Source organism: Algoriphagus sp. AK58 (assembly GCF_014324365.1).
In the GTDB taxonomy this organism is placed as follows: Bacteria; Bacteroidota; Bacteroidia; order Cytophagales; family Cyclobacteriaceae; genus Algoriphagus.
In genome coordinates, this window is record NZ_QEIG01000006.1 from 40737 (window position 1) to 56014 (window position 15278).

General features: G+C 45.3%; 8 protein-coding genes. 4 read left to right on the plus strand and 4 right to left on the minus strand.

Annotation, left to right across the window (positions count from 1 at the left end; all coding sequences use genetic code 11):
* Positions 1–49: 49 nt before the first annotated feature.
* The 3 genes from DDT91_RS05450 to DDT91_RS05460 all read left to right on the plus strand — a co-directional run bounded on the left by DDT91_RS05450 (position 50) and on the right by DDT91_RS05460 (position 4126).
* On the plus strand, positions 50–1105 hold the full coding sequence (locus DDT91_RS05450) for a M42 family metallopeptidase (protein ID WP_187175135.1): 1056 nt from the start codon (positions 50–52) through the stop codon (positions 1103–1105).
* A 111-nt stretch (positions 1106–1216) separates the two neighbouring features.
* Positions 1217–2011, plus strand: a complete 795-nt coding sequence (locus tag DDT91_RS05455; RefSeq protein WP_187175136.1) for a DUF1080 domain-containing protein — start codon at positions 1217–1219, stop codon at positions 2009–2011.
* A gap of 231 nt (positions 2012–2242) precedes the next feature.
* Positions 2243–4126 (plus strand): tetratricopeptide repeat-containing sensor histidine kinase, encoded by a 1884-nt coding sequence (locus tag DDT91_RS05460; protein WP_187175137.1) that lies wholly within the window; start codon positions 2243–2245, stop codon positions 4124–4126.
* A gap of 96 nt (positions 4127–4222) precedes the next feature.
* Here the strand turns inward: DDT91_RS05460 and DDT91_RS05465 are convergent, their stop codons facing one another.
* From DDT91_RS05465 to DDT91_RS05480, 4 genes are all read right to left on the minus strand, one after another.
* Positions 4223–6856, minus strand: a complete 2634-nt coding sequence (locus DDT91_RS05465; protein WP_187175138.1) for a valine--tRNA ligase — start codon at positions 6854–6856, stop codon at positions 4223–4225.
* Positions 6857–7240: 384 nt separating this feature from the next.
* Entirely contained in the window at positions 7241–8620 is a 1380-nt protein-coding gene (locus tag DDT91_RS05470) for a RagB/SusD family nutrient uptake outer membrane protein (protein ID WP_187175139.1), read from the minus strand.
* 12 nt (positions 8621–8632) lie between these two features.
* Positions 8633–11611, minus strand: a complete 2979-nt coding sequence (locus DDT91_RS05475) for a SusC/RagA family TonB-linked outer membrane protein (protein ID WP_187175140.1) — start codon at positions 11609–11611, stop codon at positions 8633–8635.
* A gap of 195 nt (positions 11612–11806) precedes the next feature.
* Positions 11807–13693 carry a CocE/NonD family hydrolase gene (locus tag DDT91_RS05480; protein WP_187175141.1) on the minus strand — a complete coding sequence of 629 codons (1887 nt, stop codon included), beginning with the start codon at positions 13691–13693 and terminating at the stop codon, positions 11807–11809.
* 169 nt (positions 13694–13862) lie between these two features.
* On the opposite strand from DDT91_RS05480, the gene fahA reads away from it, so the two are divergent.
* Entirely contained in the window at positions 13863–15131 is a 1269-nt protein-coding gene (fahA, locus tag DDT91_RS05485) for a fumarylacetoacetase (protein ID WP_187175142.1), read from the plus strand.
* Positions 15132–15278 lie beyond the last annotated feature (147 nt).

Here is a 15278-nt window from a genome sequence, read left to right on the forward strand (position 1 = left end):
TTCCGGTTTTGTTTTTCTGGCTATTTTCGAAAAAAGAAGAATTCCAACTATGAGCGAAATAAACGTCCCCCTACTCAAGCAAATCTGTGAAATCGCCGGTGCGCCGGGCTTTGAAAAGCGTGTCAGAGACTTGGTTATTGATCTGGTCAAGCCGCATGCCAATGAGGTCAGCACAGACAATCTCGGCAATGTCATTGCGATCAAGCGAGGAAATAGAAATCCTGACGGCAAGCGTGTCATGGTCGCTGCCCACTTGGATGAGATCGGCTTTATCGTCACTCATATTGACGAGCAGGGCTTTTTGAGATTTCACACCTTGGGTGGATTCGATCCCAAGACCCTCACCGCACAGCGCGTGATTGTGCATGGTAAAAAGGACTTGATCGGAGTGATGGGAAGCAAACCCATCCATGTAATGACCCAGGAGGAGCGGGCAAAGCTTCCAAAAACCACCGATTTTTTTATCGATTTGGGAATGCCTAAGGAGGAAGTGGAGAAATACATTTCCATCGGTGATCCTGTTACCCGGGACCGAGAATTAATCGAAATGGGCGACTGCGTCAACTGCAAGTCAATCGATAACCGCGTGGCGGTATTTATCCTGATCGAAGCCTTGAAAAAGCTTGAAAACCCTTCCTACGATGTCTACGCCACTTTTACCGTCCAAGAAGAAGTCGGAATCCGTGGTGCGAATGTGGCAGCTCATAGCATCAATCCGGACTTTGGTATTGCACTCGATACCACCATTGCTTTTGATGTTCCGGGAGCTGCGGCACATGAAAAAGTAACCGAGTTAGGCAAAGGTACCGCCATTAAAATCATGGATGCTATGACGATCTGCGATTACCGCATGGTGGAGTTCATGAAGCAGACAGCCACGAAGGAGGCTATTTCCTGGCAACCTGAGATCCTTACGGCAGGAGGTACTGATACGGCGGGAGTTCAGCGGATGGGTAAGCAGGGTTCGATCGCAGGAGCGATTTCTATTCCAACCCGGCACTTGCATCAAGTGATTGAGATGGCACACAAAAAAGACATCTCTGATTCCATTTCCCTACTTGTCGCCTGTCTTGAGCAGGTAGATACCTACGATTGGAGCCATTAAGCTCAACCAACTCTCCAAGGGTTCAAAACCCTTGGAGGGTTAATCGTCTTCTCTTTCGCCATGGTCTGTTTCCCCATAGAACATTAATCCCCAAAGCAATCCCCAACCTCTATGAAACCTACTCTTTTTCTCTTTTCCATCCTTATTCTTCTCTCTTGTCAAAAAGCCGAAAAAGAAGAAGTCGCCATCCAACCTACCGAGTCAGATTGGCAAGTCCTTTTCAACGGAAAAGACTTGGCTGGCTGGACGCCCAAGATTCATCAACATGAGGCGGGGGACAATTATGCGAATACCTTTCGGGTGGAGGATGGAGCGATTGTGGTGAATTACGATGGGTATGAAAAATTTGAAGATCGATTTGGGCACTTGTTTTACGAGAAGCCTTTTTCGAGCTATCACCTGAGTTGGGAGTATCGGTTTACGGATCAGTTTATGGAGGATGCGCCTAGCTACACTTACCGAAACTCGGGAGTGATGTTTCATTCGCAGGCTCCCGAGACGATTTTGAAAGAGCAGGATTGGCCGATATCGGTAGAGTATCAGATGTATGCGGAGGAAAAGGAGGGAGTACCCAGACCAACAGGCAATATGTGTTCACCCGGAACTGACGTGATGTTTGAAGGAAAAGTCGATGAACGTCACTGTATCAATTCTTCGGGTCCAACTTTCCCATGGGATCAATGGGTAAAAGCGGAACTGATCGTCTATGGCGACTCCATCGTGCATCATTTGGTCAACGGAGATACGGTCTTGACTTACAGCAAACCCCAAATCGGTGGAGGCGTTGCTAACAGATATGATCCTGCCCTCAAAGTGGACGGCACTCCCCTGAAGTCAGGCTACATCGGCCTGCAAAGTGAGGGGCAAGGGGTGATGTTTAGAGATATAAAAATTAGGGTTCTCTAAGGATCAATTTGTTTCACAACGATACTTTTCTTCATTTTATTATCAATTTTAAGTAAATGAAAAAGTACTGATATCAGGAACCAAAAATCGACTTAAATTCACTCCCTTCCATGTGATTAGAGATAGACTTGATTCACCTTTCCATACCATTATTGATTGCTGCTTGAGATAAGAAATCCCATGAATACTATTTTATTTATTTTACTTTTTTGGTTTCAAGGTTCAAATCCCTTGTCCGATAGTCTTATTCTGGAGTTGAAGAAAAGTAAGGATCCCTCCACCAAAGCTTCCATTTTTTATTCACTTGCACGTGCCAATTATGGCTCTGATCAGGATCTTGCCATTGCTTACGCGGATTCTTCGATATTTTTTGGGAATCAGGCTAAAGATTCAAAAATGAAAGCCAATGCGCTCAACATCAAAGCAGTCGCCTATTTGATCAAATCTGATTTTGAGAACTCCATGAAGCTTAATCTGGAGGCACTCAAAATCAGGGAATCCATCCAAGACACTACGGGATTGATCGAGTCCCATCTCAATCTTGGCAACATACTCTATCGGACAGGAAAAAGTAATGAGGCAGTAGTCCGATATAAAAAAGCCTTGGTTTACGCTCAACTTTCAAACAATCAAAGAGGGCTTAGCCTACTATTCAACAACATTGGCAGCTACTACCGAGACAGATGGAAAGCTTCCGGAGAAGCATTGGATTTGGATTCTGCCAAAGTGTATTTGGCTAAATCCCTAGAGGTAAAGACTGCATTAAATGATTCCCGGGGATTGGTGAATACACTTAATCAACTTTCGGAATTGGCTCAGGCTGAGAAAAAATACATGATTGCCGAACGTTACCTGAGTCGAGGATTGGAGATTTCCAAAGGTATCGACGACCCGGAGCTTAGGATTTCCCTGCTGACACAGTTGACTGGTTTTCACTTGGAAGTAGGAGATAAGAATAAGGCTTTGAATCATGCCCTCGAAGCCTATGAGATTGCCGAAAAGTTGGAATCTACTTATCAGATTTCCAATGCTGCGGGTAATCTCTCTGAGGCCTATGAGGCGATTGGAGCGTTTGAAAAAGCCCTTACTTTCAATAAGAAAAAGCTCGAAGCTGAAACGGTGCTAAATAATGAAACCAAACAGAAGATACAGGAAGATCTTTTGATCCAATATGAGTCAGAGAAAAAAGAACTCGAAAATCAAAGGCTTCTCGAAGAACAGCGATTTCTTGACTTGACTCTCCAAAGGAGAAATGAGCTACTGATCGGGATGGTGGTTATTTCAGTTGGTTTGATTGGAATAGGGCTATTTCAGAGAAAGAAAAATGCTGAATTGGCCAAAACTCAAAAGGAGCTAAGAGAACTCTTGAGTGAACTGAGACAGAAAAATGCCGAAATTGAGCTTCAGTCACAGCTCCTTAGTGAGACCAATACAGCTCTCAAGGAATCCAATGTCACTCGGGAGCGTTTGCTTTCGGTGATCTCTCATGATGTCAAAACTCCACTGAACTCACTGACCGCCCTGTTGGATTTTTGGGATAAAAAACTGCTTTCTGAGGAAGAATTGAATGATGTGATTCCAAAAATTTCCAAGCAGACACACACCGTTCACACCCTATTGGAGAATCTTCTGGAATGGTCTCAGGCCCAAACGAACTTAGGTCAGGTGAAATTTTCTGATGTCAATCTTGACAAGCTTATCTCCGAATCCATTCAGCTGGTCTTGCCAGCAGCAGAAGAGAAAAAACTCAAGATTATCAACCAAATACCTGACGAAGTAATTATCCACACCGATCGAGATCGATTGAGCTTCATCATTCGAAATTTGATTACCAATGCTTTAAAATTTACCCCATCGGAAGGGCAGATTTTGATCTCCTATGAAGCTAAAGGAAATGGTAAAATCCACATCTCAGACGATGGGATCGGTATGAGTCCTTCAAAGATTGATTCTTTGTTTTCTCGCAAAATCGGTTCCTCCAGGGGTACTGAGGGGGAGAAAGGTTCAGGTGTCGGACTTTTACTTTGTAAAGAATTTGCGGAAAGTCTTGGGGCTAATCTTCAGGTAGTCAGTGAGATAGGTAAAGGATCCACTTTTACAATAAATCTGGGTTAATTGGTTTTGCTCATTAAGTGTTTGTAAACCAAAAATCCAGAGCCTCACAACTCTGGATTTTTCTATAAATTCAATAACCAAAAAACGAAGCCCTAATCACCCCAACTTCGCCAGACTCTCTTCCAAGGCCTTGATTTTCCCTTCAGCGTCCGCCTGCTTTTTACGTTCCAATTCGATGACGTTGGCTGGTGCACCTGCGACAAAGCGTTCGTTGCTGAGCTTTTTCATCACAGAGGCCAGGAAGCCTTGGGTATATTCCAGTTCCTTTTTCAGATTGGCTTTTTCTTCTTCGATATTGATCGAGGCGCCCATTGGGATAAAGCACTCGTCTGCTTTCACCACAAAGCTCATCGCATTGTCCACCTTTTCAGCAAAGTTTAGCGAAGACAGATTTGCCAATTTGGTCAATACTGCTGCAAATCGGCTGTAGAGTTCAGGGGTTTTAGCGTTGATGCTCAAGTCAAGGGCTTCTTTTGGAGACATGCCTTTGGATGCACGAAGGTTTCTCACCTGAGACACCACCTCAAAGACTTGTGCAGCCTCTTCGATGATCTTTGGGTCAAAGAATTTTGTCTCAGGCCAAGCTGCCAGAATCAAGGATTCTTCTACTGACCTTTCTTTGATCTGATGCCAGATTTCCTCGGTGATAAAGGGCATAAACGGATGCAAAAGTTTCAAGATGCCTTCGAAAAACTCAATGGTCTTTTCGTATGTGGCTTGATCGATTGGCTGCTGATAAGCAGGTTTGATCATCTCCAGATACCAAGAGCAGAAGTCATCCCAGACTAATTTGTAAGTGGCCATCAAGGCATCTGAAATTCGGAATTTTTCGAAATGCTCGTTGATCTCTGCCAATCCTTGGTTGAATCGGTTTTCAAACCACTCCAAGCTTGCAGCATTGGCTGTGCCGTCGAGAATTGGATCGATTTCCCAACCCTTTACCAATCGGAAGGCATTCCAGATTTTGTTGGCGAAGTTTCTGCCTTGCTCTACCAACTTTTCATCGAATGGAAGGTCATTTCCGGCAGGAGAGGAGAAAAGCATCCCAGTTCTTACCCCATCCGCACCATATTGAGCGATTAAGTCCAAGGGATCAGGGGAGTTGCCCAAGGATTTGGACATCTTACGGCCCAATTTATCCCGGACAATACCTGTGAGGTAGACGTTTTTGAAAGGCTTTTCTCCAAGGTATTCATACCCGGCTATAATCATTCGAGCCACCCAGAAAAACAAGATCTCCGGTGCAGTGACCAAGTCATTGGTCGGGTAGTAATACTTCAGTTCTTCGTTTGGCTTGCCTGTAGTAAATACCTCTGTGTCAAATACCGAGATCGGCCACAGCCAGGAGCTAAACCAAGTATCCAAAACGTCTTCGTCTTGCTTCAGGTCAGCCAGTGTGTAGTTGGTGTTGAACTGAGCATTTGCCAGCGCCAAAGCTTCTTCGGCGGTTTTTTCTACAACTACTTCACCATTGGGTAGATAAAATGCCGGAATTCGATGCCCCCACCAGAGTTGGCGTGAGATGCACCAATCGCGGACATTTTCCATCCATACGCGGTACATGTTTTTGAACTTCGGTGGGTGAAGTTGGATCACGTCCTCCATTACTGAAGTGAAAGCAGGCTTGGTGATTTCATCCATTTTGAGAAACCACTGCAAGGATAGCTTAGGCTCAATCACCGCATCGGTACGCTCGGAATGCCCGACGTTGGACTTGTAGTCTTCGATTTTTTCGAGTTGACCGGCTTCGTCCAGAAGTTTGCCGATTTTCTTTCTGGCAATGAATCGGTCTTCACCCACTAGAATTTGAGCTTTCTCGTTGAGCGTACCGTTATCATTGAGGATATCGATTACCTCGAGTTTGTGCTTGAGGCCGAGTTCGTAGTCGTTGATATCGTGCGCAGGGGTCACTTTGAGGCATCCTGTACCAAATTCCATATCTACGTACTCATCTTCGATGATTGGTATGGCTCGGTTGATAAGTGGTATAATCGCTTTCTTACCCTTCAGGTGTGTGAATCGAGGGTCATTCGGATTGATGCAGATCGCCACGTCGGCCATGATGGTCTCTGGACGTGTAGTAGCAATGGTCAGGAATTGACCTTCACTTCCCTCGATTTGGTATTTGATGTAGTAGAGCTTGGAGGAAATCTCCTTCATAATTACCTCGTCATCCGAGAGGGCAGTTTGGCCTTTTGGATCCCAGTTGACCATGCGGATGCCTCGGTAGATTTTTCCTTTTTTGTACAAGTCCACAAACACCGAAATCACCGCATCGCTGAGTCCTGGATCCATGGTAAATGCCGTGCGATCCCAGTCGCAGGAAGCACCGAGTTTTTTAAGCTGCTCGAGGATGATGCCTCCGTATTTTTCTTTCCATTCCCAGGCATGGGTTAGGAATTCTTCGCGGGAAATGTCTTTTTTCTCTATCCCTTTTTCCTTGAGGAGTTGGACTACTTTGGTCTCCGTAGCGATGGAAGCGTGGTCAGTACCAGGTACCCAGCAGGCATTTTTGCCTTGCATTCGGGCTCGTCGGATGAGTACGTCTTGGATGGTATTGTTCAGCATATGGCCCATGTGGAGCACGCCGGTGACGTTAGGCGGAGGGATGACGATAGTGTACGGTTCCTTGCTGTGGTCGATGTGAGAGGAAAAGAGCTTATGCTCCATCCAGTAGGCGTACCATTTGGCCTCGGCGGCTGCCGGTTCGTATTTGCTGGCAATAGACATACGTATGTGTTTTTTCGAAGGGGCAAAAATAGTGGAAAAAGCCCAGAAGGCCTTGGTTGATTTTGATGATTTGGTTGTGCTGCTTTTCCGAAGATCACACTTCGTTATTCTTCATTCATTATTTGATGTGCTGAATTTTTGCCAATAGTCTGTATATCAAATTTGAAAAGTCGAATGTCCAGCTTCTGGAGAAGCAGGACAACAAGCTGGAATTTGGAGATTCGGTTTTCGCCAAGGTATTTAAGGCGCAAAGGAGATTTGGTTATGCTGTTTTTCCGAAAGCAATCTTTGCATCTCTTTGACTTTGCAAGAAACTCATTTGATCTTTTCAATAAAAAAAGACCGACATCGCTGCCGGTCTTTTTGCATGAAGGAATTCAGAGATTAATCTCCTTTGTATTGATCCCAGCTCAACTCAGCCTGAGGATGAGGGAATTGGGTGAAGATCGTACCTCCGTCGAAGCTGGTAGGGATCTGATTCAGACGCTCATAGCGACGGGCATCAATCCAACGGTGGCCCCAAGGCTCCGCCCAAAGGGAATATCTTCTTTGGAACAGAATTTCATCGATCAGCGCAGCCTGCGTCGTAGCTCCTGTATAAGGGCCAATACCTGCTGCATTTCTGATGACATTGATAGCTTCTACAGCCTGAGTTGCCTGATTTAGGTTGGCATGAGCTTCAGCTTTCAAGAGGATCAATTCTTCGTTTCTGATAAACGGAATGGATGCCGTGTTGGTAGCCCAACGCGCATCCTGGTGTGTACCCACGAGCGCTCCCGCATCAGTAGTCACCGTCACAGGGGTAGTTCTGCGGAAGAATTTGGTTCTCACACGACGGTCACCCGGAATCGTATCTCTCAATACAGAAGGATGCACCACAATGATGGTGTTTACCGCTGCATTGGGAACATAAAACAAAGGATTAAACACATCCGGAGAAGCACCATAAGGATGCGAAGGTCCCGCATTTAAGTCTCCATTTAGATTCATAAATGAAGCATTCAGGGCAGTCAAAACTCCTTGCCAGTCTTTTCTGTAAGCATTCAATCGGGCAGCGATTGCACGGTTGACTTGTCTTAAACCAGCAATCGAATTGTAACCGTTAAAACCTCTGGTGAGCGCAAATGGAAAATTCCCAGTTCCGGCAGCCTGTAGATCGGCATCCCCTTCATCCAAGATCGCTTTGATTGCGTCAAGAGCTTGGGCATAAGGAACAAATGGACCAGGGTTCAAAGGGTCTTTCACATCAATTCGAATTCCGTTTTGATAAACAAAGTTGGCAGGGATCATAAATTGGAAACCTTGAATGGTTTTCGCAAATCCTCTCACCGCACTTTTGGATGTTTCAGGAATAAGGTTGGTATTTGCTGCCGAAGTAATCAGTACATCAGCCTGTTTGATCGCTTGGTAAGGCGAAGCCCAAGAGCCACCGCCTGTGGTACCAAAGCCAAAGTAGGCCCGGTCGGGAACACGACCATTTTGCCCTAACCAATCAGTTTGGAATCTTGGGTCCGATGCATTCAAATACCAGATTTCCCGGCCGAAAGTATTCCAGGCCTGAGAGATATTGGTCACATACCCTCTATGACGGGACTCTAGTCCAGTGATCAAAAACTGGATTTGCTGAGGCGTGGCATTATTGGATACTGAGGCTTCAGACGGGTTGTTTGGGTCTTGAACCTCGTCAAGTTGCAATGGATTACAGCTGGATAGGATTGCGGCGGTAACCAGAGCAGAAGCGAAATAATTTCTTAAGTTTTTCATGATTAGGCCGGTTTAGAAATCAACAGTTAAATGGAAGAATACGCGGCGTGGAGTTGGATAAGGAGCAATATCCACGTTGTTGGCAACTGCCTGAGCTCCAAAAGTGGAGGTTTCAGGATCATATCCTTCATAGTCTGTAAACAAGAACGCATTGTTTACAGAAGTACCTACCCGAATATTTTGGACAGTGGTTCCAAACCAGTTGGAAATTGTGGTTTTAGGAACGGTGTAATAGAGCCCGATCTCCCTGATTTTTACAAAACTGGCATCTTGTACCCAACGTCCTGCATTGTTGTATGGTGCAGGCGGTCTTTGGCGACCGTTTGGAATTCCATCTCCGTTGTCATCATTAAACCAGCCATTGGTTGTACCACCACCATCATTTAGGAAGGAAGTTAGGTTGATGTTGTCTCCGCCTTTTTTCCAGTCAATCAAGAATGAAAATTCAAGCCCTTTAATGATGTTAAAGGTGTTGTAGAACGACATGTTGAAGTCAGGCTGCGCATCTCCCCAAATGGTAAATCCTCCCGGTACACTGGCATCGGCAGGAGTACCCACGATGGTGGTTGGAGAGTATCCTTCCGCATAGAGGAATGTACCCAATCCTGATCCAAATGCTCCGGCGATATACGTTGGGATGCCAAGTCTGGTCATCATGAGGTCATTTTTCCAGAACATGACACGGCTAAACCATCTGAAATTACCGCTTTCGATGGGGGTACCGGATAGAGACAATTCAATCCCTTTATTCTCTAATTCAGCCTCATTACTTGGTGTAGAGGTCACCCCTGTGGAGGGAGAGAGGTTGAGGTTTTGTATGTTGTTTTGGGTAGATTTAATGTAATAGGTCGCTTCCAAACTCAAGCGGTTATTGAAGAAACCTGCATCGACTCCAAATTCAATTTCCTGAGCAGTTTCAGGTAAAATGAGGGTGTTTCCGATCTGGGTACTTACCACAGAACCCAAAAGGCCTCCGATGTTGGTGCCTCCCAGTGGGGTAAAGGTAGCTCCAAAGTTTACCGGGCCGGCAGTTTCCCCGTAAGCTATCCTTGGCTTCAATTGATTCATAAAGCCCACGTTCCAGAAGTCAAAGTTGGCGACATTGAATGCTACTGAGGCTCTTGGGAAAGCATACATTTTGTTGGGGTCCCCATTCAGAGTGGATTTATCCCATCGCAGACCAACAGTTCCGATGATTTTATCTTCCCAGTTGGCTTCCTGCTGTACAAAAACCCCAGCATCAGAAATCTTGCTGTTGAACTCTTGGTTGATTTCCTGAATCGCTGCTTGCTGTAGGTTGGTTTGTCCAGGAACTAAGCCTCTGCCACGGTTAAACAGTGCATTGTCCTTGAAATCCAATCTTACCAGACCCGCAGAAGTGTTCAAGTTTACCGATCCAAGGTTCCAGTTATATACCAATGCAGCCTGGAAGTTGGTGTTGAAGCTTTCTTGCTTTCCTTTCAGAACATCACCAGGGTTTGCCTGAGCTCTTTGGAACTGGAGGAATTCAGGTAGGTAGATCAAGGTAGTGTTTTGCAGGTAATCCAAGCCACCTGAAAATTGAGCTTTCAAGAAGCTGTTATTGGTCTTTAAAAGATCCACATCCAAGGTGAATGCTTGGATAAAACGGTTTACCAAGGAATTGTTTCTGGCATTATCTGTTACGGCAACCGGATTTTCCGAGAAATAAGGATTGACAGGATAAGTTCCGTCGGCATTTCTTCTCAGATCAAAATAATTGGGTACATATGCGATAGAGTAACCGATGGAAGCTCCGGTGTTGTTTTGGTTTCCGGTAAAACCTCGGTCCGTATCGGTTCGGATGTAATTGGAGGAAACGCCAAGTTTGATGGAATTCGTGATTTTATGATCCAAATTGGCTCGGATGGAATATCGGTTGAAGCCGGTGTTTTTTACGGTTCCTTCCTCATCTGTGAAATTCCCTGATACAAAGAATTTGGTTTTTTCATTTCCCCCACTCACGTTTAGGCGGGTATTAAGAAGTGTTGCCTGGTTGTTGTAGAAATAGTCCTCATAGTCTACAAACGTACCGGTGGATTGTGCATTACGGAAACGCTGCAATTCTACAGGTCTTCTGGATTCAGGGAAGAAAAAGTTGATTTTTTCTTCACTCCAATCGTCTACTCCCAATAGCCTCAGGGGTTGAGCAAATCCCACATCCTGTGAAAGAGAAACAGTGGTTCGGCCTTCAGTGCCTCGCTTGGTAGTAATGATGATTACTCCGGCATTTGCACGAGTACCATAGATGGCTGCGGCAGAAGGTCCTTTCAGGATTTCAATCGTTTCGATGTCGGCAGGGTTAAGATCCGCAAGACGGTTGGATCCGTCATCTTGGTTGCTAGCTCCAGCTCCTGAGACCGTGGCTCTACCTGTTCTTTGTGAAGAATTGCTGATGTATACCCCATCCACAATGATCAAGGGTTGAGAAGCACCGGTCAGAGAAGAAATACCTCGAAGCTGGATAGAAATACCCCCACCCGGAGCACCCCCATTGGATCGGATCGTTGCTCCTGGGACTTTGCCGTAGAGCGCACCATCTGTAGTCTGAATGGTGGTCGTGCCCAATAGATCACGGGATGATACCGAAGTCACGGCATTGGCGAGGTTACTTCTCTTTACCGAAGTAGCCAAGCCGGTGACGACCACCTCTTCCAGATTGGTCGCATCCTGTTTGAGTTTGATGTTAAGAATACTTACACCTGGTGCTACATCCACACTTTGGCTTAGGTATCCAATGGAAGAAAAAACCAACGTTGCACCTGCATTGGTAGGCACATTGATGGAAAATCCTCCATCCAGGTCAGTAATTGTCCCGGATGTCGTACCCTTGATCAGAATACTGGCACCAATAATTGGTTCACCAGTTCGTTCGTCTGACACATTTCCGGTGACTGTGTATTGGGCAAATGCCCAACCAACAGAGCCCCAAAGGAATGCCAGGGAAAGCAGAGTTTTGTAAAGTTTAAACATAGGATAAAGAATATTTTGTTTATGACTATTTAGCGAAAAAAAGTGTATCCATTCCTTTAAATCGACAGAATGTAGAAAAAAAGTTACGAATGGATTTTTATCCTGATAAATTGGCTTTAAAACTTTTAAAAGCTTGGGTTTAAAAGATAAAAGGCAGGTCATAAAACCTGCCTTTTTAATTTTAGTTGAAATGCTCTATTTTTTAATCATTGGGAGCACAATTCGACTTTGGAACTTACCGCCATGATGGATGTTATTGGTGGCGACTTTTCCTACTGTTTCGTCATAGTTGTTGCCTCCTGTGTTCATGTTGCGGTCAAAACGGGGGAAGTTGGACGAACTCACCTCGATGCGGATGCGATGTCCTTTTTCGAAGTAGTTGGAAGTACTCATCGGAGTCATTTTTATTTCATAGACTTTTCCTTCTTCCATCCATACTTCTTTATCGTAGCCTTCACGATAGCGAACCCGCTGTATGGTTTCATCCAGGTTGTAAGCTTTTCCGTCAGGGTAGACATCGATCAATTTGATGGTCACATCGGTGTCTTTTACGTCTGAGGAGAGGTAGAGGTAGCTCTCGATAAAACCTGAAACTTCCACTCCCTCAGCCAAAGGTTCAGAAGTGTAGACCAGAATATCGTCTCTCAATTCCATCTCGCTTTGGTCCATTGCTCCTCCTTGTACTGCATTTCCCGTGCAGCAGACATTTCCGCCATGGGACATGACCGGATTCATCGGGTCATACTTGAATGTGTCTTTTACTTCTGCTTTAGGAGCTTTGGCTACAAGCTTTCCGTCACCGTTTCTGGTGTTGGCTTTTCCCTGAGATTCTAGGAAGAAAGGAGTCATCACGGCTTCTTTTGGTGGCCATACATCAGAAGATTGCCACTTGTTAATTCCCATCGTGTAGTAAGTCACTTTTGGGAGCTTGGCAATGGTGCCGCTTTCGTCCTTTCCTTTCAGCCAAAGGTCAAACCAAGCGGTGATCACCTCATCGTAATTCCATCTCGCATCGCCAACGCTACGTTCGCCCACAATAGTATTTTCAGTAGCTCTTGTGAATGAGCAATGAAGTACAGGAGCAATAATCAGGTACTGATTGTCCCGGGCCATTTGGCTGATGGCATTTTTGCGAGCATGGTTGTAAAGGGCAATGTTGGGAGAGGAGGAGACATCATACCACGATACGAACCACATGCTTGGTTTGTCAAAAGGCATGTTGTCATGAAATAGACCTCCTTGATACCACCTAGGATCGTTGGGCTTTCGGGTGATCATTTCTTCATAGATTCCCATTGGGCCGCCGGCATTTTTGATAATGTCCTGAACCGGAAGGTGAGCCAATCCTTCTTTCCAGTCTACTCGAGGGTATTCCGGAGCCATGTCATAGAATCGCTGCAATCGAAGAAGATCTTTTTGCTCGATGCCCGGCTGTAGTCTTGGTGCCATCGGGTCGTGCTGGGTACTGTAGAGCCAAGCCGTAAACAGCATTTGTCCGGCACCTCCACGGTACCAGTTTCCTTGCTCATAAAACTCACCGATACGGCCTACACCTGCTCCATACCCCTGAGGAACTAAGGCTCCCAAGGCAGGATGATTGAGTGAGGCGGCGGCCATTTGCCATTCTGCAGTGGAAGAACAGCCCAAAAGTCCAATTTTTCCATTACTCCAAGACTGCTTGGACATCCACTCGAAAGCATCGTAACTATCAGTCAGCGGAGTGCCTAAGATATCCCAGTTGCCTTCGGAAAAAAACCTTCCACGCTCGTTTTGGACCACATAAGCATAGCCTTTTTTGACCCATTCCAAAGCAGACTGGAGGGTTCGTGTATTCATCTCCCCGTTACCATAGGTATTGAAATTGTAGGGAGTTCTTGAAAATACAATGGGTACTTTCTGATCGCCTTTGGGACGATAGATGTCCGTAGCGAGACGGGTGCCATCACGCATGGGCATCATTACTTTTTGGTCGATGACGGCGATTTCGTCCAGCTGAACCAAAATGGGTTTATCCTGAGAATAGACTGTTGGAGACAGTCCCAAGAAAAACAAAAAAGCGAGAATTCTGATAATTGATCTCATAGAACAAAGGGTTTACTTTGGGAAATTACTACTCAAAATTTAATTCGGTATTGTTTTTTGATAAATGGTTTTGATTTGGAAAAGGGAAGGAATCATCAGAGACTATCTCAAATGTTGATTTTTCATTTCGGGGGATAAGGCTAACTTTGTCCGTTCAATAATTTTGACAATGAGCGATAGTTCAATTCCCACCTTGAGTACTTGGGTGGAAGTTCCCAAAAATTCTGATTTCACCATTTACAACCTGCCTTTCGGTGTTTTCAAAAACAAAAAACTCAATCCCCGGATTGGGATAGCGATAGGAGATAAAATAGTCGACTTGAGTATTTTGGATCAGGAAGGTTTTTTTTCCTCCCTTTTCCTCCCTGAAGGAGTTTTTATCAAGGATTCCCTGAATGATCTTATCTCTTTGGGAAAAGCCCAAACCAAGAAAATTCGTGAACGGGTTCAGCAATTGTTGTTAGCGGAAAACGGAGAACTTCGAGATCACTCCGCCCGCGGAAAGGTCATGGTCAATCGTAAAGAAGCAGAGATGCTCATGCCGGTGAAGATCGGAGATTATACGGACTTCTACTCCAGTATCGAGCATGCTACAAACGTTGGCAAGATGTTTCGTGATCCTGAAAACGCCCTTCTTCCCAACTGGAAGCACCTTCCGGTGGGTTATCATGGTAGGGCTTCCTCTATAGTTGTTTCTGGTACTCCGATTCACCGTCCCAAAGGACAGTTTAAAGACCCGGACATGGAAAAGCCTGCCTTCGGACCAAGCAGAAGGTTGGATTTTGAACTGGAGCTCGCGTTTATCACGGGAAGGTCTACCAAATTGGGAGATTCGGTAGAAGCGGATGAAGCAGAGGATTATATTTTCGGGTTTGTGCTGTTTAATGATTGGTCCGCCCGGGATATTCAGGCTTGGGAATATGTACCCCTTGGGCCTTTTTTGGGTAAAAACTTCGGCTCCTCCATTTCACCATGGGTGGTCACTCTGGAGGCGCTGGAGCCATTCAGGGTACAAGGGCCTTTACAAGAACCTGAAGTTTTGGATTATCTGAAGTGCAAAGGAACTCACAGCTTTGATATCAATCTGGAGGTGTATATCCAGCCGGAAGGTAAAAAATCCAGTAAGGTCTGCAGCTCCAATTTTAAATACATGTATTGGAACATCGCCCAACAGCTCGCCCATCACACGGTCAATGGCTGTAATATCAACGTTGGAGACCTGATGGCATCCGGGACGATCTCCGGTTCGGCAGAGGATTCTTTTGGTTCCATGTTGGAGTTGAGCTGGAAAGGAACCAAGCCCGTAAAGTTGGAAGATGGAGAAGAACGCAAATTCATTGAAGACGGAGATACGGTCATCATGAAAGGATTTGCTGAAAGGGAAGGTATCCGGGTAGGATTCGGTGAAGTCAGTTCCCAGATTCTTCCGGCCAAGTAAATAATACTCTTGAATTAGTGTGTTCCCAAAAAGCATTTGACTTTTTGGGAATATTTTTTTGTAGAGGGATGGAAAAACGGTGCAATAGTGGACCAAAGAAAGGCCCAGACGACTTCTTATAGCTAGGTAGTTAGACTGCGGGTTTTC